The sequence below is a fragment of the Bacillus sp. ABA4_010 genome, assembly GCF_056159105.1.
On sequence record NZ_JBSWUN010000003.1, the window covers coordinates 80,265 to 101,697 of the forward strand.

The 21,433-nt window shown below is 40.9% G+C and carries 19 protein-coding genes, 1 pseudogene and 1 other annotated feature; of the genes and pseudogenes, 15 read left to right on the top strand and 5 right to left on the bottom strand.

Features of this window, described 5'->3' with window-relative positions:
* The first annotated feature begins 167 nt into the window (after positions 1-167).
* The gene (locus ACXAEO_RS01625; RefSeq protein ID WP_474877155.1) at positions 168-1,010 is read left to right on the top strand and encodes a YtnP family quorum-quenching lactonase; all 843 of its coding nucleotides are present in this window, start codon (positions 168-170) and stop codon (positions 1,008-1,010) included.
* 35 nt (positions 1,011-1,045) lie between these two features.
* On the opposite strand, the gene ACXAEO_RS01630 is transcribed toward ACXAEO_RS01625, so the two are convergent.
* Positions 1,046-1,348, bottom strand: a complete 303-nt coding sequence (locus tag ACXAEO_RS01630; RefSeq protein ID WP_474877157.1) for a PepSY domain-containing protein — start codon at positions 1,346-1,348, stop codon at positions 1,046-1,048.
* A gap of 243 nt (positions 1,349-1,591) precedes the next feature.
* On the opposite strand from ACXAEO_RS01630, the gene ACXAEO_RS01635 reads away from it, so the two are divergent.
* The 9 genes and pseudogenes from ACXAEO_RS01635 (at position 1,592) to murC (ending at position 11,741) form a co-directional block, all read left to right on the top strand.
* Positions 1,592-2,665 (top strand): M42 family metallopeptidase, encoded by a 1,074-nt coding sequence (locus ACXAEO_RS01635; RefSeq protein ID WP_474877160.1) that lies wholly within the window; start codon positions 1,592-1,594, stop codon positions 2,663-2,665.
* A gap of 17 nt (positions 2,666-2,682) precedes the next feature.
* The gene (locus tag ACXAEO_RS01640) at positions 2,683-3,198 is read left to right on the top strand and encodes a DUF84 family protein (protein WP_474877163.1); all 516 of its coding nucleotides are present in this window, start codon (positions 2,683-2,685) and stop codon (positions 3,196-3,198) included.
* A 308-nt stretch (positions 3,199-3,506) separates the two neighbouring features.
* Entirely contained in the window at positions 3,507-3,824 is a 318-nt protein-coding gene (locus ACXAEO_RS01645; RefSeq protein ID WP_474877166.1) for a thioredoxin family protein, read from the top strand.
* 26 nt (positions 3,825-3,850) lie between these two features.
* On the top strand, positions 3,851-4,645 hold the full coding sequence (locus ACXAEO_RS01650) for a DUF1444 domain-containing protein (RefSeq protein WP_474883898.1): 795 nt from the start codon (positions 3,851-3,853) through the stop codon (positions 4,643-4,645).
* A gap of 17 nt (positions 4,646-4,662) precedes the next feature.
* On the top strand, positions 4,663-5,271 hold the full coding sequence (gene ytpR / locus ACXAEO_RS01655) for a YtpR family tRNA-binding protein (protein WP_474877169.1): 609 nt from the start codon (positions 4,663-4,665) through the stop codon (positions 5,269-5,271).
* Positions 5,272-5,671: 400 nt separating this feature from the next.
* On the top strand, positions 5,672-6,940 hold the full coding sequence (locus tag ACXAEO_RS01660; protein WP_474877172.1) for a hypothetical protein: 1,269 nt from the start codon (positions 5,672-5,674) through the stop codon (positions 6,938-6,940).
* A 370-nt stretch (positions 6,941-7,310) separates the two neighbouring features.
* Positions 7,311-8,738, top strand: a pseudogene (locus ACXAEO_RS01665) (DNA translocase FtsK); the annotation flags it as partial.
* A gap of 309 nt (positions 8,739-9,047) precedes the next feature.
* Positions 9,048-10,136, top strand: coding sequence for a nicotinate phosphoribosyltransferase (locus ACXAEO_RS01670; protein ID WP_474877173.1), 1,089 nt, complete (start codon positions 9,048-9,050; stop codon positions 10,134-10,136).
* A 306-nt stretch (positions 10,137-10,442) separates the two neighbouring features.
* A complete protein-coding gene (gene murC, locus ACXAEO_RS01675; protein ID WP_474877176.1) occupies positions 10,443-11,741 on the top strand; it encodes a UDP-N-acetylmuramate--L-alanine ligase in 1,299 nt (432 codons plus the stop codon).
* A 206-nt stretch (positions 11,742-11,947) separates the two neighbouring features.
* Here the strand turns inward: murC and ACXAEO_RS01680 are convergent, their stop codons facing one another.
* On the bottom strand, positions 11,948-13,063 hold the full coding sequence (locus tag ACXAEO_RS01680) for an aminopeptidase (RefSeq protein ID WP_474877178.1): 1,116 nt from the start codon (positions 13,061-13,063) through the stop codon (positions 11,948-11,950).
* Positions 13,064-13,324: 261 nt separating this feature from the next.
* On the opposite strand from ACXAEO_RS01680, the gene ACXAEO_RS01685 reads away from it, so the two are divergent.
* The 4 genes from ACXAEO_RS01685 (at position 13,325) to ccpA (ending at position 16,279) form a co-directional block, all read left to right on the top strand.
* Positions 13,325-13,804: a DUF948 domain-containing protein gene (locus ACXAEO_RS01685; protein WP_474877180.1), complete on the top strand. Its 480-nt coding sequence runs from the start codon at positions 13,325-13,327 to the stop codon at positions 13,802-13,804.
* 120 nt (positions 13,805-13,924) lie between these two features.
* The gene (locus tag ACXAEO_RS01690; RefSeq protein ID WP_474877182.1) at positions 13,925-14,380 is read left to right on the top strand and encodes a YtxH domain-containing protein; all 456 of its coding nucleotides are present in this window, start codon (positions 13,925-13,927) and stop codon (positions 14,378-14,380) included.
* A gap of 107 nt (positions 14,381-14,487) precedes the next feature.
* Positions 14,488-14,811, top strand: coding sequence for a bacillithiol system redox-active protein YtxJ (gene ytxJ, locus ACXAEO_RS01695; RefSeq protein WP_474883900.1), 324 nt, complete (start codon positions 14,488-14,490; stop codon positions 14,809-14,811).
* Positions 14,812-15,325: 514 nt separating this feature from the next.
* The gene (gene ccpA, locus ACXAEO_RS01700; protein ID WP_474883903.1) at positions 15,326-16,279 is read left to right on the top strand and encodes a catabolite control protein A; all 954 of its coding nucleotides are present in this window, start codon (positions 15,326-15,328) and stop codon (positions 16,277-16,279) included.
* 106 nt (positions 16,280-16,385) lie between these two features.
* Here the strand turns inward: ccpA and ACXAEO_RS01705 are convergent, their stop codons facing one another.
* Genes ACXAEO_RS01705 through ACXAEO_RS01715 form a run of 3 tightly spaced genes read right to left on the bottom strand, consistent with a single transcriptional unit; the run spans position 16,386 to position 18,865 of the window.
* The gene (locus tag ACXAEO_RS01705) at positions 16,386-17,552 is read right to left on the bottom strand and encodes an acetoin utilization protein AcuC (protein ID WP_474877184.1); all 1,167 of its coding nucleotides are present in this window, start codon (positions 17,550-17,552) and stop codon (positions 16,386-16,388) included.
* Positions 17,549-18,193, bottom strand: coding sequence for an acetoin utilization AcuB family protein (locus ACXAEO_RS01710; protein WP_474877187.1), 645 nt, complete (start codon positions 18,191-18,193; stop codon positions 17,549-17,551). Before ACXAEO_RS01710 ends, ACXAEO_RS01705 begins: the two co-directional genes overlap by 4 nt.
* A gap of 39 nt (positions 18,194-18,232) precedes the next feature.
* On the bottom strand, positions 18,233-18,865 hold the full coding sequence (locus ACXAEO_RS01715) for a GNAT family N-acetyltransferase (RefSeq protein WP_474877190.1): 633 nt from the start codon (positions 18,863-18,865) through the stop codon (positions 18,233-18,235).
* 239 nt (positions 18,866-19,104) lie between these two features.
* Here ACXAEO_RS01715 and acsA point away from each other — a divergent pair, with 239 nt between their 5' ends.
* Complete coding sequence (acsA, locus tag ACXAEO_RS01720) at positions 19,105-20,820, top strand: acetate--CoA ligase (RefSeq protein ID WP_474877194.1); 1,716 nt, start codon at positions 19,105-19,107, stop codon at positions 20,818-20,820.
* A 372-nt stretch (positions 20,821-21,192) separates the two neighbouring features.
* Positions 21,193-21,420, top strand: a binding site (T-box leader).
* The last annotated feature ends 13 nt before the right edge of the window (positions 21,421-21,433 follow it).

The following is a 21,433-nucleotide window of genomic DNA, read 5'->3' on the forward strand; positions in this document are numbered from 1 at the left end:
GAACACGTCCAGTAACCCGTCAGGAAAATCGAGTTCGCTCAATTTTCCTGACGGGTCTTTTGCATTTCGAAGAGATGGTTCACATGATCAAAAGAAGGAGTTTGTTGGTTTTCTTGCGAATAGTTTAATGATAATGGGATGTGGAAAATAAAACTGGAGGTGTAAAAATGGAAACGGTAACAATAGGAGAATGGAAGGTCACTTGGTTAGCGGGAGGAAACAATTATCTCGACGGTGGAGCAATGTTTGGGGTCGTGCCAAAAGCGTTATGGTCAAGAAAATATGATGTAAACGAACATAACCAAATTGAATTAAGAGCCGACCCACTTCTCTTACAGAAAGAAGGGCGCAATATTTTAGTGGAAGCAGGAATGGGAAACGGACGGTTGTCTGAAAAACAAAAGCGCAATTTTGGCGTCACTGAAGAATCTTCGGTAGAGTCTAATTTAAAAAGGCTTGGATTATGTTGTGAGGATATCGATACGGTGCTGATGACGCACTTACACTTTGATCATGTACTCGGGTTGACGACACGTAAGGGGGAGCACTTGCATTCTGCTTTTCCAAATGCCCACATCATAGTCTCCCAAATCGAGTGGGAAGAGATGAAGGAGCCCAATATTCGGTCGAAACATACATATTGGAAAGAAAATTGGCAGGCGATTGAACAACAGGTCATCACGTTTTCTTCCCAATATTATGTAACTGAAGATATTCAGATGGTTCATACAGGCGGACACAGCAATGGGCATTCTATCATCGTCATAGAAAGCCAAGGAGAAACGTTGCTTCATCTCGCGGACCTTTTGCCGACACATGCCCATCAAAATCCGCTATGGGTCATGGCCTATGATGATTATCCGATGACATCCATTGAGCAAAAACAGAAATGGCTTCAGTACGGTGTAGCGAACAAGGCATGGTTTAGCTTTTATCATGACGCTTATTACCGGGCGTTGAAGTGGAATGAACAAGGTGACATCATAAAAAAGCTGGAACGCACGCGCTAGCGCTATATTCTGTTTGTACTCACGACTGAAGGTGTTTAGAGTTTTTTTAGTTCAAGAATGGTCCCGCTTTTTTGATCGATGAAAAATTCATACTGTTCCTGTTGCTGATTCACAGTCCGACTAATGCCGCCATTAAATCCTTCAAAAACGAGTCCATGTTTTTGGAGGATTTTTGTTGTAGTATGAATCCATGAACCGTCGATGGGTCCATTCTGCTTAAACGCTTGTTTAACAATTTCCAAGGCTTCATCTGAAGATAAAGAAGCGCGATTTTGTTGAAGAACATATGCTGCTGTAAAACCTGCTGCAAAGCCAGCTATTACATTTTTCCAGTTCATCTGTCTTCACCTTCCTTTCCATGTATAGTTCAAAATGTGCGATCAAATCATATGAAAAGTATACAAAATTTGTTTTCTTTTGTTAAGGAAAGTAAAAGAAGTCAAATGGGAAAGTGGAAAGTGTGTATCGTTTTTTGTAAAATTAATGAGAGTTACAGTATCAAGTACATATAAATGAGAATGAACTATGTGGTAGTTAAAGGATAACGAAAAGAGCGTCAATGAAAAGGAAGGAGAATTAGAATGAATCAAGAAACAATGAATCTGTTTCAAACGTTAACCGAACTTCCGGGGGCGCCGGGAAATGAGCATGCCGTTCGTTCGTTTATGCGAAGCGAACTCTCTAAATATACAGATGAAGTTATTCAAGACGGACTTGGCAGTATTTTTGGTGTGAAGACAGGTGATGCAACGGGTCCTCGGGTGATGGTAGCGGGACATATGGACGAAGTGGGCTTTATGGTAACGGCTGTGACAGACAGTGGTCTTCTTCGTTTTCAACCGTTAGGGGGTTGGTGGAGTCAGGTCCTGCTTGCCCAGCGAGTTCAAATCATTACAAATAGTGGTCCGATCATCGGAGTCATTGCGTCCATTCCTCCGCACTTACTGGAAGACGCTCAGCGAAATAGACCAATGGACATTAAAAATATGTTAATTGATGTAGGGGCGGACAATAAAGAAGATGTCAAGCGGATGGGGATTAAACCAGGGCAGCAAATCGTTCCAATTTGCCCATTTACCCCAATGGCCAATGAAAAGAAAATTTTAGCGAAAGCATGGGACAATCGTTACGGTTGCGGATTAGCCATCGAATTGTTAAAGGAAACAAAAGATGAGACACTTCCAAACATTTTATACTCGGGTGCTACGGTCCAGGAAGAAGTCGGCTTGCGTGGGGCTCAGTCGGCAGCTAATATGATTAATCCAGATGTTTTTTACGCACTTGATGCCAGTCCTGCTAATGATATGTCGGGCGATAAGCAGGCATTCGGACAACTTGGAAAAGGGGCTTTGCTGCGGATTTTTGACCGAACGATGGTTACGCATCGAGGAATACGGGAATTTATTTTAGATATGGCAGAAACTCACAACATCCCGTATCAATACTTCATTTCTCAAGGAGGAACAGACGCTGGACGGGTCCATGTTTCAAATAGTGGTGTACCGTCAGCGGTCATCGGCATTTGCTCACGCTATATTCATACACATGCATCCATGATTCATGTTGATGATTATGCAGCGGCGAAAGAATTGCTTATTCGGCTTGTGAAAGCAACCGATAAAACAACGGTCGAAACAATTAAAAGCCAGTCATAACAAGGAGCGATGGACAAATGTTGCGAGCAGCAGTAGGAACGGTCAATCCTGCAAAAGTACAGGCGGTTGAAATGGTGTTACACAACGAATCGTTCCATGTTGTGGCCGTTGATGTGTCTTCTGACGTTTCTGCGCAGCCTTTCTCCGATGAAGAAACGATACAAGGGGCGATTAATCGAGCTGTCAAAGCGTTGAAGGAGACAGGGGCTGATATCGGTTTCGGATTAGAAGGAGGCGTCACAGAGACAGAATATGGAATGTTTCTTTGCAACTGGGGAGCTTTAGCTTTGCCGAGTGGAGAGCACATTTTAGCCGGTGGTGCCCGAATTTTATTGCCAGAAGACATTGCCGATTCACTGAAACAAGGAACAGAACTTGGGGTCATCATGGAAGAATATACGAATAAAAAAAATATTCGTCAACAAGAAGGGGCAATGGGTGTGTTGACAAACGGTCAAGTAACACGCGCGGAGATGTTCTCCCACATCGTCAACATGCTCATTGGTCAATATCGGCAACGATTGAATCAGTAAGAGTGATAGACATGATAGTAGATGAGACTTGCATTGACTGCAGGAGTATGATTTCATAAAGGAAACTTCCCTGCATAGGTTGTGTAAATCACCATGTTATGCAGGGTGTTGCTGTTTTCATAGACCGAAAACTTATTAAATGATTTATCCCGCATAAACGGGCAGTGAGGCTCTCACTTCCGATGTACAAGCGAAGACGTTGCGTTTTTAGTTGTTGTTCTTTGTTGAAGTGAGGAATGAAGGAAAACCCCCACCGATGGAAGTTTCCTTTAGATAGAAATGATGAACTGATTAAAGGAGAGAAAGACATGGAAAAAATTCAATCTGTTGAACAATATAACGAAGTGATTCAATCTGGTAAGCATATTATGATGTTTTCTGCTGACTGGTGTCCGGATTGCCGTGTAATTGATCCGGTTCTTCCGGAAATTATGGAAAACCATCAAGACTATAAGTTTTATTATGTAGATCGTGATCAATTCATTGATTTATGTATAGAGCTAAATATTTTTGGTATCCCAAGTTTTGTTGCTTACAACAACGGTGAAGAAACAGGACGTTATGTTAATAAAGAACGCAAAACGAAAGAACAAATCGAAGAGTTTATCGCAAACCTTCCAGCCTGACCAATTTGGGGGAATGATTGTTGAAAATGACCAGTCAAAAGATGAGAAAACTGTTAGAAGAACGCTTGGCGAACGAGCAGTGGACGTTTTCTTATGACCAAAAACAAGATACATTAAGAATTGAACATCAGGAAACAAAAAAAGGAACGACCGTCTCGTTGCCGGGACTTATTGCGAAGTGGGAACAAGAGAAAGACGCGGCTCTCGATGAGATGGTTTATTATATACGAGAAGCTTTGCAGGTCATGCATGAAGAACAAAATCTGCAAGGGAAGCAAAAGCACATTTATCCGGTAATTCGTTCGACGTCTTTTCCGACGAAAACTGAGGAAGAGATTGAGCTTGTCTACGATGAGCATACAGCTGAAACGAGAATTTATTATGCCCTAGACTTAGGGAAGACGTACCGTTTAATTGATGAAAACATGTTAAAGCAAGAAGGATGGACGAAAGCGCAAATCCGTGAGGTTGCTGCTTTTAACTTACGGTCTTTATCCCTTCCACTGAAGGAAGATACGGTGGCAGGAAATACTTTTTATTTTATTAATACGAATGATGGATATGATGCAAGCCGCATTTTGAATGATGCTTTCTTAAAACAGTTTTCAGAGAAGTTGCAAGGAGCAATGGCCGTAGCGGTGCCTCATCAAGATGTGCTGATTTTAGCCGATATTCAAAATGACGTTGGATACGATGTTCTTGCTCAAATGACGATGAGCTTCTTTACAAATGGACGTATTCCCATTACCGCTCTTTCATTTTTATATGAAAATGGGGAACTGGAACCAATCTTTATTCTTGGTAAAAATCGCAGAATATAAAAAGGAAGGATATGTAGATGAACATTTTCTATAATAAAGCCGGAATTGGCGATACATTAATCGTTACATTAAAAGACATTGACAGAGAGAATCGTACGTTTGAGCGAAAAGGAGATATCGCTCGTGTGTTTGATGCAGAAACGAATGAAACGGCAGGGTACAATCTGTTTGATGCATCGAAGTACATTGAAGTGACGGCAACAGGTTCAGTAGACCTGACAGAAGAAGTGGTAGAAGCGTTGAACAAAGCACTTGAACAAAATGGTTTTGATCAACGTCTAGAGGCGGATTTCTCACCAAAATTCGTCGTCGGGTATGTGGAGGAGAAAGAAAAACATCCGAATGCGGACAAGCTAAGTGTTTGTAAAGTGAACACCGGTGAAGAAGTGTTGCAAATCGTATGTGGCGCGCCTAATGTGGAAGCGGGCCAAAAAGTAGTCGTAGCAAAAGTTGGGGCAGTAATGCCGAGCGGTCTTGTCATTAAGGATGCAGAACTGCGTGGAGTGGCATCTTCCGGGATGATTTGTTCGGCTAAAGAACTTGACTTGCCTGACGCTCCGCAAGAGAAAGGTATTTTAGTTTTAACAGATGAGTACGAAATTGGTCAGTCTTTTTTTCAAAAATAATCGCCAAAACGTGCATGTAGCTCATGTTTTCTTTACAAGGACATTGCAACCTTTACAAATCAACAAAATGGATTAACAAATAGTTGCTATTTTGGTAAAATAACAACTGGGTGAAAAAGGGGCTAAAATCTCCCTTTTTAGTCATCCTTAGGAAAAGCCCCGTTATATAAATCCAGTGAAATGAAGGATTTACATAACGGGGCTTTTCTGCAAAGGTTATTGATGTGATAAAAAGAGACTGATTAGTTCGTCCCCTTTGGTTTTGCTTTCTCTGTATCGTGCTACAATATAGGTGAAATATGATTGATCGGCTTTAGTAGGAGGAGTTGTATCATGAGTGTGAAAAGAAGAGAAGGAACCAAATTGAATATAAATATTAAGTTTAAAGAGAAGTGAGTGATTGAAATTGGGTTGGTTTCGTAAAGTGATGGACTATGTTCTTGGGTATGAAGAGAAGGAAATTGTAGTAAAAGACGGCAAAAAGGTATTAGAGAGAGACATTAAGTCAGAAGATGTCAAGCAGAACAAACAAAGGAATATAGCAGCCGTGCAGACGTACCCGACTTCTCAAGAAAAAGAGAGAGGGGAGATTCAAACAAGGGTTTCCTATCAGTATCCTCAAGGGAAATTCCGTTTTCCTCTGATAACAGATGAGGAGTTGGCGGAAGAGCGAAGAAAGAGAAGGCAGGAAAGGTATGATAACGGAGAGGCAGAGAGTTTTTCAAGAGCTCGGACATCTCAGTCAATGGAAGAGGAGCGCTATATTCGACAAAGTTCTAGCGCCATAAAGGAGGAGAAACAACCGGTTTATTGGGAGGAAAAAGAAGTACAACCACAACCTTCACGACCAGTAAGAGTTGCGCCAACAGAAGAGCGGGAAGAACCGATGAGAACCAAACCTTTTCGACCGACAGACGTTCCTTCTCCTATTTATGGATTTGGACAGCGTCCGATTGCTGAACGCGAAGATCAAATGCATGAGTCGATTGAATTTGAACTCCCTACTGCTTCCGTGAATATTCGCAATGATGTTCAACGAAGTTATCGCTCGATGTCTGTTCAACAGGAGCTAGCAGCGACGAAAGAAGCGGCGGACAAATACGAGGAATTGATGTCACCTCTTAGACCAAAAATGTCGCTGAATCAGTCTCGCCAAGAGGAGCGCTTCGAACATGAAACGCACGAAGAACGGCAAGAAGAATACATACAACGAGAGCCGTCTTTACGTCCAGCCACATTCGTCCGCACAGCTTCTGCTGTAAAACAGGAGCAAGAGGAAATAGAAAAGTCTGTTTGGCAGGAAATGAACGGGGCAGAAGAGCTGGATGCTTCAAAAACGGAGTTAATGGAAGAACGGCTGTCCGAACCGCTTCGTACCGAGATAGAGCAAGTGGAGATACAGCAGGATATTAAACAAGCGGAATCGCCATTTCCGATGAAGGACAAAGCGAATATTGAACAGTTAAAAGAAGAGAATGGAGTAGGGTTGCAGTCCTCTTTACAAGAAGAACACCAAACGGAGGGACCAAAGGAAGAAGAACTTTTTAAGAGCGTGCGTCAGGAAGAGTCCGTCGTCGTTGAAGAGGAGGAAGCAATTCAGCGAGAAAAGCAGGAAGAAACATCAGAGACAATTAGCATACCTTCCATTCAAAGCGCGAGCTTCTCTTGACTCCGAGGTGGAAACGGAGGCACATGTAGTTCATAAGGCACCAAATATTGAGGAAGGCAGAGAACCTATTCGTCAGGAGTCCTCTTCTGTACAAACCGAACGAGTCAGACGTCCGTCCCGTCGTGCAGTTCCGTTTAATGTAATGATGTTGAAAAAAGATCGAGAGCGTTTGACAGAGCGGACAGCTGTCCAACAATCACCTGCATCGACGGCCCAACATTCCGAAAATATAAACGAAAAAACATATCAAACAGAAGAGCGGAAAGATACGCTTTCAAGCGTAGAAGAACAGCCAAACGCAGCAGAAGCTTTTTCGTCGAAGCCGTCTGTTCCTTCTTCCCCGCTCTTAACTGAGAGAAAAGAGGGAGTTTACGAGTTTCCATCTATGAAGCTCTTAAACGTTCCAAAACAAGAAAAAGAAGACGACCATCAATGGCTTGAAGAACAAAGGGAGTTGCTTGATACGACATTGAAAAACTTCAATGTACGGGCGAAAGTTGTCAATGTCACACAAGGACCGACTGTTACGCGTTTTGAAGTTCATCCAGAGCCAGGTGTGAAGGTAAACAAAATTACAAATTTAACGGATGATATTAAATTAAGTCTGGCGGCAAAAGATATTCGAATTGAAGCACCGATTCCGGGGAAAAACACAATTGGGATTGAGGTACCTAATCGTGAAAGCAAGGCGGTTCTTCTTCAAGAGATTTTGAGTGAGCCTGCTTTTTATGAACATCCGTCTCCGCTGTCTGTTGCCTTAGGGCTTGATATTTCAGGCACCCCTATTGTGACAGATTTGAAAAAAATGCCGCATGGACTCATTGCAGGGGCGACAGGTTCCGGAAAAAGTGTATGCATTAATACAATTATCGTCAGCTTGTTATACAAGGCCTCCCCGCATCAAGTGAAGCTCATGCTCATTGACCCCAAAATGGTTGAGCTAGCTCCTTATAACGGTATTCCGCATCTTGTTAGTCCCGTTATTACGGATGCTAAAGCTGCGACAGCTGCCTTAAAATGGGCGGTAGAAGAGATGGAACGCCGATATGAGCTGTTTGCCCATACAGGGGTAAGGGATATTACGAAGTACAATGAAAAAGTTCAGCAACATGAGGAAAAGAGCGGAGAGCTTCCTTACCTAGTTATTATCATTGATGAATTAGCGGATTTGATGATGGTATCACCAGGAGAGGTAGAAGAAGCGATTTGTCGTATTGCGCAAAAGGCGAGAGCTTGCGGTATTCACTTATTGCTAGCAACTCAGCGTCCATCTGTTGATGTTATTACAGGTTTAATTAAAGCAAACGTTCCGACTCGTGTGGCGTTTTCTGTTTCCTCTCAAGTGGATTCGCGTACTATTATTGATACGGCTGGAGCAGAGAAGCTTTTAGGAAGAGGCGATATGCTCCTGTTAGAAAACGGCTCTTCAAAGACTGTACGTGTTCAAGGGAATTTCGTCTCAGATGAAGAAATTGATGCCGTAGTCGATCATGTTAAAGGGCAAATGGCACCAAACTATTTATTTGAACAAAATGATTTAATTCAAAAACATCAGCAGTTTTCTTCAGAAGAAGATGAATTGTTTCATGAAGCTTGTGAGTTTGTGTTAAGTCAAGGCGGCGCTTCTACCTCAAGTGTGCAACGCCATTTCCGGATTGGCTATAATCGTGCTGCACGACTGATTGATATGATGGAAGGGCAAGGAATCATTTCAGAAGCAAAGGGCAGTAAACCTAGAGATGTGTTAATTACAGAAGAAGAATTGATGGAGCTTCAAAATGCGAGCTCCTTCAAATAAGTTCTTGATACGATTTTAGTAAACGAAGATTTGAAGAGGACCTGTCATCAAAATCCACCATTACTAAGGATTTTAGGACAGGTCCTTTTCTTGTGAAATCCTATTTAGTGCATTAGTCGGGTAGTTAGTTAGAAGAGAGAAGGAAATTTATCAGTTTAAAATATGGGCGTTCAACTTTTACGAGGAAGGGGGAGAAGCGGTTTAAGCGTCTCCTTCTTGAGAAAAGAAGTTTGTCATCTATCCTAAAATGATTTACTATATGTAAAGATAATGTAAAAATTTTAGTCTCGTAAATAAGGAGTTTCAGCAATGAAAGAAATTGAACTCAAGTTACAAGGTAAAATAAAGCGTTTAACAAATCGCACGTTTAAATTTGATGAGCGGGTAAAGGATGGTTGGTTTTCAGCCGTTTATTTTTTAAAGACAAGAGAAATTGTCAAAGACTTTAAGTCGGATAATATTGTGACGATGCAATTTTTCCAAAAAGAGCATGCCGTTCTTTGTGGAACTGATGAAGTGATTGCGTTGATTCAAACGTTTGCGGAAGAGCCAGAGAAACTAGAAATCCATTCTTTAAAGGATGGAGATAAAATAAAGCCGTTTGAAACAGTGTTGACGATTAAAGGCCCATACCAAAGCTTCGGGTATTTAGAAGGCGTAATTGATGGTATTTTGGCAAGAAGGACGTCTGTCGCGACAAATGTATATAACGTGGTAAAGGCAGCGGGCAAAAAGCCGGTTATTTTCATGGGAGACCGTGACGATCATTTTACCCAACAGGCTGGTGACGGCTATGCTGCGTATATCGGGGGATCGACAGGACAAGCTACTCATGCGATGAACGAATGGTGGGGGAAATCAGGAATGGGGACAATGCCGCATGCCCTCATTCAGTTATTCAATGGAGATGTTGTAGAGGCGGCTCGTGCGTATCATACGAAATTTCCAAATGATGAACTGATGGTGCTTGTTGATTATAATAATGATGTTATTACAGATGCCTTAAAGGTCGCGCGTGAATTTGGCGAAACATTAAAAGCAGTTCGGGTTGATACATCGCGTACAATGATTGACCAATATTTCGTTCGTCATCCTGAAGTACTTGGAACGTTTGATCCTCGCGGGGTTAACACGCATTTAATTTTTGCCCTTCGTCAAGCCCTTGACCAAGAAGGGTTTGAACATGTGAAAATTGTGGTAACAGGCGGCTTCAATGAACAACGTATTTTGGAATTTGAAGCAGAACAGGCACCTGTCGATATTTATGGTGTAGGAAGCAGTCTGCTGAAAATGCATATCGGATTTACCGGAGATAATGTATTGTTGAATGGTGAGCATCAGGCGAAAGCAGGCAGAAAATATCGCCCGAATCCTCGTCTGGAAAAAGTGGAAATTTGAAGTATGGTTTTGTAGAAAGGAATGGATTGCAAATCGCTTATACATTGCTTTCTTCGCATTTTAATGCGGTGTCCCATAATTTTTTTATAAACGCAATAGAGGAAGACGTATAAGGGGAGCCTAACAAAAGAAAGAGGCTGACTTTAAATTCCGTGGTACAATTACTTAAAGAATGATATAATGAAAAAATGTGATGCTCAAATGTTGTGTAGTAACTTACATAAGCGTAGGTTTAGAAGAAATGAGCAATTTTAGATAAACGTCATATACTGTCTTACAGATAGACGAATGTTGGAGGTTCTTTCTATGACAGTTTACCATTTTGTAGGAATTAAAGGAACGGGAATGAGTTCTCTTGCCCAAATCCTGCATGATATGAACTACCATGTCCAAGGTTCAGACATTGAAAAAACGATTTTCACTCAAAAGTTATTAGAAGAACGTGGAATTCGCATCTTACCATTTGATAAAGAAAATATTCAGCAAGGGATGACGGTAATCGCAGGAAATGCCTTCCCTGATACGCATGAAGAAATTCAAGAAGCCATTGAACAAGATATGCCGGTTGTTCGGTATCATCGCTTCCTCGGAAAATTCATGGAGAAGTTTACAAGCATTGCTGTAACGGGAGCGCATGGAAAAACGTCGACGACAGGGATGCTTTCTCATGTCATGCAAGGCGCAAAGCCAACCTCGTATTTAATTGGGGACGGAACAGGAAAAGGAGTCGAAGACAGCAAATATTTTGTGTTTGAAGCATGTGAATATCGCCGTCACTTTTTGGCTTATACTCCTGATTACGCCATCATGACCAATGTAGACTTTGATCATCCGGATTATTTCGCGAATATTGATGATGTTTTTAGTGCTTTTCAAGAAATGGCCCTTCAAGTAAAGAAAGGGATTATTGCTTGTGGCGACGATGAACATCTGCAAAAAATCCAGGCGAAAGTACCGGTTCTTTATTACGGGTTTAATGAAGAGAACGACTTTCAAGCAAGAAATATTGTTAAGAGTACAACAGGTACGACTTTTGATGTGTTTGTACGCAATGCTTTCTTTGCATCTTTTGAAATTCCAGGGTACGGCGACCATAATATTTTAAATGCTTTAGCTGTGATTGCTTTATGCCACTATGAAGAAATTGATGTGGAGATTATTCAAGCACGTTTAAAGACATATCAAGGTGTGAAGCGACGCTTTAGTGAAAAGACTGTAGGAGACCAAGTGTTGATTGATGATTATGCTCATCATCCTACAGAGATTAAGGCGACGATTTCAGCTGCAAGACAAAAATATCCTGATCGTGAAATTGTGGCAGTTTTTCAGCCTCATACATTTACCCGTACGCAAACTTTCTTAGAAGATTTTGCGGAAAGCTTAAGAGAAGCTGATAAAGTTTATTTGTGTGACATTTTTGGCTCAGCACGTGAAAACCATGGGAAATTGTCGATTAATGATTTAATTCAAAGAATTGATGGGGCACAATTAATTACGGAAGAAACGACTGATTTGTTAAAAAATCATGCAGGTGCAGTTTTAGTCTTCATGGGTGCCGGAGATATTCAGAAATTCGAAGAATTGTACCAAAACACATTTGCATAAAAAAGAAGCTCCTTTTTCGAAGAGAAGGAGCTTCTTTTTTTGGGGACAGTCCAATAAATCTCAAAATATTTAGGAAAATGATTGTTTTTCTGTTTATGCAAAATGGACCGTTTATGAAAACCTATAATATTCCTGGGCTTTTGTAACGGTCCATTTTGCGGGGGTGTCTGAAAAGAGATGGTTTTCTCTTTTCAGACACCCCCGTCTTATTTTAAGTTTTCTGGATTGAGTCCTTGTAGTTCGGGAATCACGAAACGTCCATCTTTTCGAATTAATACATCATCAAAATAAATTTCGCCTCCACCATATTCTGGGCGTTGGATCATGACCATATCCCAATGGATATTTGAATGATTGCCATTGTAAGCATCTTCATAGCATTCGCCTGGTGTGAAATGGAAACTTCCGTCGATTTTTTCATCAAATAAAATATCTTGCATCGGGTGTTGAATGTATGGATTGACACCAATGGCAAATTCTCCGATATAGCGTGCTCCTTCATCTGTATCAAAAATTTGGTTGATGCGCTCCGTATCATTGGCAGTCGCTTCAATAATTTTGCCGTTTTCAAACGTTAATTGTACATTTTCAAAGGTAAAGCCATGATAAGGAGAAGGCGTGTTATATGTAATGGTGCCGTTAACGGACTCTTTAACAGGCGCCGTGTACACTTCGCCATCTGGGATGTTCATTTGACCCGCACATTTAACTGCTGGAATATCTTTAATGGAGAAGGTTAAGTCTGTGCCGGTCCCTGTTAATCGAACTTTGTCTGTCTTGTTCATCAATTCAACAAGCGCATCCATCGCTTTGTCCATTTTCCCGTAATCTAAGTTACATACATCAAAATAGAAGTCTTCAAAGGCTTCTGTGCTCATTTTGGCTAGTTGTGCCATAGAATGATTTGGATAGCGGAGCACGACCCACTTTGTTTTGGGAACGCGAATATCTCGGTGAACCTTCTTGCCGACTGTGCTTCCATGAATTTTCATTTTGTCATCTGGTACATCTGAATGTTCGAAGATGTTGTCGCCAGAACGAAGGCCAATGTAAGCATCCATTTGTTTCATAACATTGGCTTCAAAGTCTGCCATCATGTTGAACTGTTCTTCCTGTGCACCCATTAATAAAGCGCGGTCAACAGCATGGTCTTTCAATAATACAAACGGGTATCCTCCCGCCGCATATGCTTCTTTTACAAGCGCTGTTACAAGGGGACGCTGCAAACCAAAGTTTTCAATCAGGACTTTTTCCCCTTTTTGTAAACGAACAGAATAATTAATTAAATTTTTTGCTAATGTTTCAATGCGCGAATCTTTCATGTTGATACCTCCTAGTTTCAGCAAAACCATTCTTCTTTATTGTAACCCATTCTTATCCTTTTGTTTATTTTCTAGACCGAAATGCTCTTGGCACTTGACTGTGAGAGATTTGAAGACCAAAATAAAAGAAAGCAGGATTTCTACTGTAGCATGCCGAAACAGTTAAGAACATTTAAGAGTGGCATTGGTCCTATTGACAAATATGTTTAGTGGAAGTGAAGAAAGGGTATTTTTTTGTAACAATTATTCAGGAGGTTTATTATGAGCATGATTCTTTACATAAGTGTGGCGGTTATCGCCGTTGCCTTTCTTTATCTCGTCATTTCTATTTCCAAAACCCTTCAATCTGTTCAACGCACGTTACATTCAGTAGCTGGAACACTCGAAGGGGTTGAAAAGCAAATGATTGGGATTACGACTGAAACGACAGCTTTACTGCATAAAACGAACTTGTTGGCTGATGATATTCAAAAGAAATCTGAATCGCTTAATACGGTAGTGGATTCTGTCAAAGGGGTAGGAGAATCCATTCAAGGATTAAATCATTCGATTCAAAGCGTTTCGAAGACGGTTTCCAAACAAGTCGAGTCGAACAAAGAGAGTGTAGCACAAGTTGTACAATGGAGTAATGTTGCTTTAGACATTTGGGACCGTGTGAAGGCAAGAAAGCAGCAAACGACAAATGAGCATGATCCTTTGCATACACCAGAGAAGAAAAGACGCTCCCGAATGTATGGGTGATTATAGATTCCTTTTCTAGTATGTTCATCTTCTTAGGTCAACCTAGTTATTGTTCCTAAGGAATTCCATAAGCAACAACCTATTTATATAGACAATAATGAAGAAAAGAGGGGATTGTGTATGGCAAAAGAGGGGTTAAGCAATAAAGACTTTTTACTTGGAACTGTTATCGGCGGATTAGTGGGAGCCGCAACAGCTTTGCTACTGGCTCCTAAGTCTGGAAAAGAAATTCGTACAGACATTAATGACCAAGCAACGTATGTACGCTTGAAAACAGAGCAGATGACTAACACTGCATGGGAAAAAGGTCAAAATTTAGCAGGAAACGCTAAGGATAAAACAATTCAGCTATCCGATGCTATTTCCATCCAATCCTCACAAGTAGTCAATAAAGTAAAAGAGATGACGAAAACAAGTGGAGAACAAGAGGAGCTACCACCTGAAAGCTTGCAAGTGCTCGAGGATGAGGTGGAAAGCGAATCAATCTCTCCTGTCACAGAGGATGTGCAAGAAAAACTAGAGGAAGCGAAACAAACTTTCGATAAAGTAGAGCAAGAGCAAAGTGCAAAATTGTAATGGCTTGTTCTTATGCCTCATATCCTTTTTGGATATGAGGCTTTCAATTTGTGGGGAGAAGGAAAAAGGTGATATGATAACTACACAATCATTTTTCATAAGGAGCGATAAAGGTGGAAAAAATCACGACAGTTGAGCAATTTAATAGCATTTTAAAAGAGAAAGAGGAATTTTTATTTCTTAAACATAGCATTACCTGCCCAATAAGCAAAGCGGGGTATGATGAGTTTGCTAAGTATGCAGATGAGCATTCGAGCATTACTGCCTATTTCTTACATGTTCAAGAAGCAAGAGAGCTATCTAATTACATTGCAGAAAAATTTGGGATTAAGCATGAATCTCCTCAAGCCTTTGTCATTAAAGGTCAAGACGTGAAATGGCATGCTTCTCATTGGAATATCACAGCAAAGGCCTTACAAGAACAGATCTAAACGCAATTGGATTGGAAGAGCGGCGGAATAGTATGTGAACATCGTTTTGGCTCATGGAGTAAAAGATGATTTAAAGGGTGACAAGCAACGAGAAGTTGGTTATAATATGACCTAATCATTGCAGGACCAACTAGAGCTATTCCCTTAGTGAGGTACGATAGATAAAAACGTTCTCTCGTAGAGAAACTGTGTGGAAAGTCTTCTGCAAAGGTGTAGAAGACTTTTCTCCATTTCCAAATGTCTCTTAAAAGGGCTGACTGCTGCGGTTCGGTTCAAGATGGCGGCAGAAAGGACTCAGTGTTTTTGACGAAAGGCGAGAGTTCATGTAAATTGCTTGTAAAGTAATTGCGGTCGGTATAAAGAGTATCGTATAGTAATAACAAGGCATCAGAGCTTTTATACATAATTACAATAGGCAATTTAAGGACAAACTAATATAAAATGTGTTTGATACAAGGAGTGTTGTGTTGTGAACGTAACAATATATGATGTAGCAAGAGAAGCGAATGTATCGATGGCAACGGTTTCTCGGGTTGTAAACGGCAATCCGAATGTGAAACCTTCCACAAGAAAGAAAGTCATGGAAACGATTGAGCGCTTAGGGTATCGTCCGAATGCGGTAGCACGGGGATTAGCAAGCAAGAAGACGACAACTGTAGGGGTTATCATTCCAGATATTTCAAGTATTTTTCATGCCGAGCTGGCGCGTGGTATTGAAGATATTGCCACGATGTATAAGTACAATATTATTTTAAGCAACTCTGACCAAAATAAAGATAAAGAATTGCATTTATTGAACACAATGTTAGGCAAACAAGTGGACGGAATTGTGTTCATGAGCGGGAATGTAACCGAAGAGCATGTAGAAGAATTGAAGAAATCTCCAGTGCCGATTGTATTAGCGGCTTCGATTGAAGGATCAGGACAAATTCCTTCTGTAAACATAGATTACGGCCAAGCTTCTTATGATGCGGTCCAGCATTTGATTGAAAAAGGGCATCGTAATATTGCGTTTGTCACAGGCCCTCTTGAAGAGCCAATCAATCAGCAAAAGCATATGTATGGATACCGTAAGGCGTTGGCGGAAGCAAATATTGAATATAACGAAGAGTATGTTGTTACAGGAGATTATACGTATGATTCTGGGGTCGAGGCAATTGAAAAGCTTCTCCAAGAAGATGAAAAGCCAACTGCGGTGTTTGTTGGTACAGATGAAATGGCTCTAGGTGTTATTCATGGTGCCCAAGATCAAGGATACACAGTGCCAGATGATATTGAAATCATCGGTTTTGATAATACAAAATTAGCGACAATGGTCCGCCCGCAACTATCAACAGTCGTCCAGCCAATGTATGACATTGGAGCAGTTGCAATGCGATTGTTAACGAAATATATGAACAAAGAAGAAGTGGACAGCCACATTGTCCAGCTTCCTCATCGAATTGAGTTCCGAAAATCAACGAAATAAACAAGTATGAAAAAGACCTGTCATGAAAATCCTGTAATAGAGGATTTGGTGACGGGTCTTTTTCTTTGAAGAGGTTCCTAGTTAGAGTAGATATGCTAGGAATTTTTCAATGTTTTTTCACTTGTCCATGTAAAGGGTATAACAATTTTTGTACTGTCTGGGCATTTTTTTCTGTAATTTCTTGTTTGCGTGGGATGGGTTCGTATAAGTGCTCGCCATCATCCCAGTGGATAGCAAGCGGGACTGGCGCGAAGGGTTTCCATTTTTCCAGCCACGAAGGTGGAAGTGGTCCTCGTATATCTTGCTGTCCTGTCATTTCTAGCCAAATAAATGCCCATGCTCTCGGCACAACGCGCCAAATATCATATCCACCTCCTCCAACGGCAATCCACCGTCCATCACAATATTGATGAGCAAGCTCATGGGCAATTTTCGGGATATGGCGGTAAATCTTTGTGGTGGCACAAAGGTGAGTGAGCGGGTCATAGTAATGGGAGTCTGTCCCATTCTGAGTCAAAATGACATCCGGACGGAAAAATTCCGTAACAGCTTTTAAGGAAGTTGTGTAAGCATCAATCCACGACTCGTCTTCTGTATAGGCATCAAGTGGAATGTTAAAAGAATAGCCATAACCTTTTCCGTGTCCTCTTTCATTAATCCCCCCTGTTCCTGGGAATAAGTAACGTCCTGTTTCGTGGATAGAGTAGGTACAGACTTGGTCGTCGTCGTAAAAGGTCCACTGCACTCCATCTCCATGATGGGCATCTGTATCTATGTACAGCACTCTTGCTCCGTAGTTTTTTTGAATGTATTTAATCGCAACAGAGCTGTCATTGTATATACAAAACCCAGAGGCTTTCCCTCGAAACCCGTGGTGAAGTCCCCCTCCTAAGCTCAAGGCATGCTGGGCTTTCCCGTTCATTACGTAATCGACGGCTGTCAAAGTTCCTCCGACGAGCCAACTGCTCGCTTCATGCATATTCGGAAAGATAGGAGTGTCCTCTGTTCCTAGACCATAGTCGCCGGCCTCTTCTTGTGGCAGCTTTCCTGCACTGGCTAATTGAACAGCTCGAATATAGCTGGGGTCATGGACAAGCTCTAGCTCTTCCTGAAGAGCAATGCGGGGAGGGATGATGAGCGGTTCAGACAACGCGTGTGCTTCGCGCAGTAATTCGTATGTCAATTTAACCCGTAATTGATTGAAAGGATGATTATTACTAAATTTATAATTTAAAAACGAATCAGAGTAAATGAAAACAGCCTCTTTTTTCATGGTGTAATCCCCGGTATATTAGGCCATAGTACGGTATATCCATGGTCTTTTAATTTAGTAATAATCACGGTTGGGTTTAACGTTTGAATACGAAAGACAATCACTTTATATTGTTCATCTTTGTTAGGATATACGAGCACACTTAAAATGTTGATATTCGATTCTCGGAAAAGAGACGTGACCTCGCTTAAAACACCTGCTTTATTTTCCACTTTGACCTCAATTTGTGATCCAGGCTGATGAACACCTGTTAGCTGAATGAGCGTGTGCAAGATGTCTTTTTCAGTAACAATTCCAACAAGTTCATTCCCTTTTACAATTGGAAGACATCCAATTCGGTAGTCGTAAAATACAGCCGCGATATCTTCCACAAAATCAAGCGGATGAGCAGTAATAACATTTGTCTTCATAATTTCTTTAATAGGTTTTTCTAAATCTTCCAAATGAGTATTCCGATGGAAGATGGAGGGGCTTGCATCTCGCACGTCCCGGTCTGATATAATGCCTACTAGCTGTAATTCATCATCGAGAATAGGGATATGACGAATATTAAAGCGGTGCAGCACTTCCATAGCTTTAGCGATAGAATCGTACTGATTCAGTGTGATAATGTCTCTTGTCATCATTTCTTCCACAATCATTTTAAACGACTCCCTTGTTCGTAAAATCATCATAGACTATTAATACATAAAACGGTTTTGGAAGCGTAGCTGATCAAATTGCTGAATCGAATCCGTATCGACCCTTTTGCCAATGCGAGCCATTAAACAATTGGCAGGATGTGAGCAAATTTCTGGGTCATCAGTCGCAAGCCAAATAAGTCCACCTGAGTTCATCATTTTTTCCATGATTTTTCGATATTCCCAAACGTTAAGTCCCGTTCCTTTTAAGTCCCAATGCCAATAATACTCGGTTGTAATAATGATATAGTCTTCCATGGCATCATCCATCATGGAAAGTTCTAATAGATTCTTTCCAATGGAAAAGCTTCGGAATGGTGGAGCAACTTCTATAGCACCTAATTCGATTAAATTATCCATGTTTCCTTCAGACCATCGTTCGAGCGGGTCAGGATAAAGATAGGTCGTATAACCTACAATCATATCATCATGACGCGCAATAATGATACGCCCTTCAGGTAAGCGTGCAATTTCAATTAATGCTTTTTTTTGTTCAGGAGGGGGTCGAAATGCGACTAGCTGCTCATGAAACTGAAGTTGTTCGATTGCAGTAGAAGAGACAGGCCCTTCAATGACAATCGTTCCGATAGAGGTTGTCAGCTCTTTGCAATGGTAAGTTTTTTTGTGATTCAATTTATTCACCACCCTGGTTAGTCAAACACCGTATCCAATTGTATTATACAATAAAAGACGGAAAATAAAGTATTTTCTAAAAAATAATAACAGATAACAGGAAATTTATAGGTGAGAGAGAATATCTTTAGCATGAAATGTAAAATAATTTAAAAGAATATTTTAAAAATTGAGAAAAAACACAAACTATATTATAATAAAGTTTGTAAAAAATATACATAAGCAAGGGGGATTTTGGGATGAAACTGGAAGCGCTTGCTGTAACTAAAGGGGATAACAACTTAGAGAACTATACAACAACATATCAATCCTTCAATTGGGAGGAAACTGAAAAACAATTTTCATGGTACGAAACAGGGAAAGTGAATGTAGCGTATGAAGCGATTGATCGTCATGCTGCATCTTACCGTAAAAATAAGGTGGCCCTCTACTATCGTGATGGTTATCGTGATGAAAAATACACGTATAAAGAAATGAAAGATTTTTCGAATAAAGCAGCCAATGTATTAAAAGATGCCGAGGTCGAAAAAGGTGATCGAGTATTTATCTTCATGCCTCGTTCACCAGAATTATATTTTACCGTGCTCGGCGCGATTAAGTTAGGAGCAATTGTAGGGCCTTTGTTTGAAGCTTTTATGGAAGGAGCGGTAAAAGACCGTCTTGAGGATAGTTCAGCAAAAGTACTTGTGACGACACCAGAATTGCTTCACCGTGTTCCAGTCGATGAGTTGCCTGCTTTAAAGCATATTTTACTGGTTAGTGACGATGTGAAAGAAGAAGGAGTTTATCTTGATTTTAACAAGCGGTTGGCCTCAGCGAGTAAAGAGTTGGAGATTGAATGGGTAGATCGCGAAGATGGACTGATTCTTCACTATACGTCAGGGTCAACCGGCAAACCGAAAGGTGTTCTTCATGTCCATAATGCGATGGTACAGCATTATCAAACAGCAAAATGGGTGCTGGATTTGAAAGAGGAAGACATCTATTGGTGTACAGCTGATCCGGGTTGGGTAACAGGCACTTCTTATGGAATTTTTGGTCCTTGGTTAGTGGGCGCATCTAATGTGATTATTGGAGGACGGTTTAGTCCTGAGTCTTGGTATCAAGCTTTAGAAGATTACGGTATAAGCGTATGGTACAGTGCTCCGACTGCTTTTCGTATGTTAATGGGTGCTGGTGATGAATTGGTCAAAAAATATGATTTAAGTGCCCTTCGTCACGTATTAAGCGTAGGTGAACCGTTAAATCCTGAAGTGGTCAGATGGGGGATGAAAGTGTTCAACAATCGCATTCATGATACGTGGTGGATGACAGAAACAGGAGGGCAGCTCATTTGCAACTATCCTTGTATGGAGATTAAGCCTGGTTCGATGGGGAAACCAATTCCAGGTGTACAAGCCGCCATTGTCGATGATCAAGGCAATGAGTTGCCTCCTTACCGGATGGGGAACTTAGCGATTAAAAAAGGGTGGCCTTCCATGATGAGAGCGATTTGGAACAATGAAGAAAAGTATCAATCGTATTTCCTTGCTGGTGATTGGTATGTATCAGGGGATTCTGCTTATATGGACGAAGATGGATATGTTTGGTTCCAAGGACGTATTGATGATGTTATTATGACATCGGGGGAACGGGTAGGGCCGTTTGAAGTGGAAAGTAAGCTTGTGGAGCATCCGGCGGTAGCTGAAGCAGGGGTAATTGGAAAGCCTGACCCAGTTCGTGGAGAAATTATTAAAGCGTTCGTGGCGCTTCGCGATGGATATTCTCCGTCAGACGAGTTAATTGAAGAGATTCGACAATTTGTTAAAAAAGGTTTGGCTGCACATGCAGCACCAAGAGAAATCGAGTTTCGTGATAAATTACCGAAAACAAGAAGCGGTAAAATTATGCGACGTGTATTAAAAGCTTGGGAACTTAACTTACCGGCAGGCGACTTATCAACAATGGAAGATTAAAGATAAAATGAAGTAATTGATAAGGTTTGTTTTAATTCTTCGGTACGACCGCTCTTTGGTTATGGTGAAGTGTTAGACTGACGCATATAGTTACGTTAATCTTTCTTAGTTTAAAAGAACTTGGCAAGAAAACCACTCATTCAATGGGAGGATGTTTTCGGTCGAGTTCTTTTAGGTGGGAAAGTGAATGGCTCATGGGGGAATAAGCTTTTCGTATCAGGTGATATCCAACCTTGAATAGATGGGTATCACCACTTTTTGTATATTCAAATCATTTATATCGATTGTACTACTTGAATTTGAATGCAAAATGTTTCATAATACATACTGTATGGACTCTTTATTTACGGACCATAATAAATACTAAATATGATAAGCGCATTGATCGGAATAAGTAGTCGTTATTTCACTGTTATAGAGAGCTGGTGGTGGTGAGAACCAGTACATAAATAATGGACGAAGTACATCCGTGAGCATCTTTTGTGAACAATCGAAAAAACGGTTCAGTAGCAAAAGACGGTTTGACCGTTATGTCTTTTTGAGCGGGAGTTTCATGGAAACTTCAACTAGGGTGGTACCGCGATACTCATCGTCCCTTGTTTTAGGGGCGATT

Coding starts and splice junctions, on each gene's coding strand:
- ACXAEO_RS01685 (WP_474877180.1), top strand. CDS start 13,325: ATGAGCATGATTCTTTACATAAGTGTGGCGGTTATCGCCGTTGCCTTT.
- ACXAEO_RS01650 (WP_474883898.1), top strand. CDS start 3,851: ATGACCAGTCAAAAGATGAGAAAACTGTTAGAAGAACGCTTGGCGAAC.
- ACXAEO_RS01645 (WP_474877166.1), top strand. CDS start 3,507: ATGGAAAAAATTCAATCTGTTGAACAATATAACGAAGTGATTCAATCT.
- murC (WP_474877176.1), top strand. CDS start 10,443: ATGACAGTTTACCATTTTGTAGGAATTAAAGGAACGGGAATGAGTTCT.
- ACXAEO_RS01710 (WP_474877187.1), bottom strand. CDS start 18,193: ATGATTGTGGAAGAAATGATGACAAGAGACATTATCACACTGAATCAG.
- ACXAEO_RS01670 (WP_474877173.1), top strand. CDS start 9,048: ATGAAAGAAATTGAACTCAAGTTACAAGGTAAAATAAAGCGTTTAACA.
- ytpR (WP_474877169.1), top strand. CDS start 4,663: ATGAACATTTTCTATAATAAAGCCGGAATTGGCGATACATTAATCGTT.
- ccpA (WP_474883903.1), top strand. CDS start 15,326: ATGGCAACGGTTTCTCGGGTTGTAAACGGCAATCCGAATGTGAAACCT.
- ACXAEO_RS01690 (WP_474877182.1), top strand. CDS start 13,925: ATGGCAAAAGAGGGGTTAAGCAATAAAGACTTTTTACTTGGAACTGTT.
- ACXAEO_RS01625 (WP_474877155.1), top strand. CDS start 168: ATGGAAACGGTAACAATAGGAGAATGGAAGGTCACTTGGTTAGCGGGA.
- ACXAEO_RS01705 (WP_474877184.1), bottom strand. CDS start 17,552: ATGAAAAAAGAGGCTGTTTTCATTTACTCTGATTCGTTTTTAAATTAT.
- acsA (WP_474877194.1), top strand. CDS start 19,105: ATGAAACTGGAAGCGCTTGCTGTAACTAAAGGGGATAACAACTTAGAG.
- ACXAEO_RS01630 (WP_474877157.1), bottom strand. CDS start 1,348: ATGAACTGGAAAAATGTAATAGCTGGCTTTGCAGCAGGTTTTACAGCA.
- ACXAEO_RS01640 (WP_474877163.1), top strand. CDS start 2,683: ATGTTGCGAGCAGCAGTAGGAACGGTCAATCCTGCAAAAGTACAGGCG.
- ACXAEO_RS01680 (WP_474877178.1), bottom strand. CDS start 13,063: ATGAAAGATTCGCGCATTGAAACATTAGCAAAAAATTTAATTAATTAT.
- ACXAEO_RS01635 (WP_474877160.1), top strand. CDS start 1,592: ATGAATCAAGAAACAATGAATCTGTTTCAAACGTTAACCGAACTTCCG.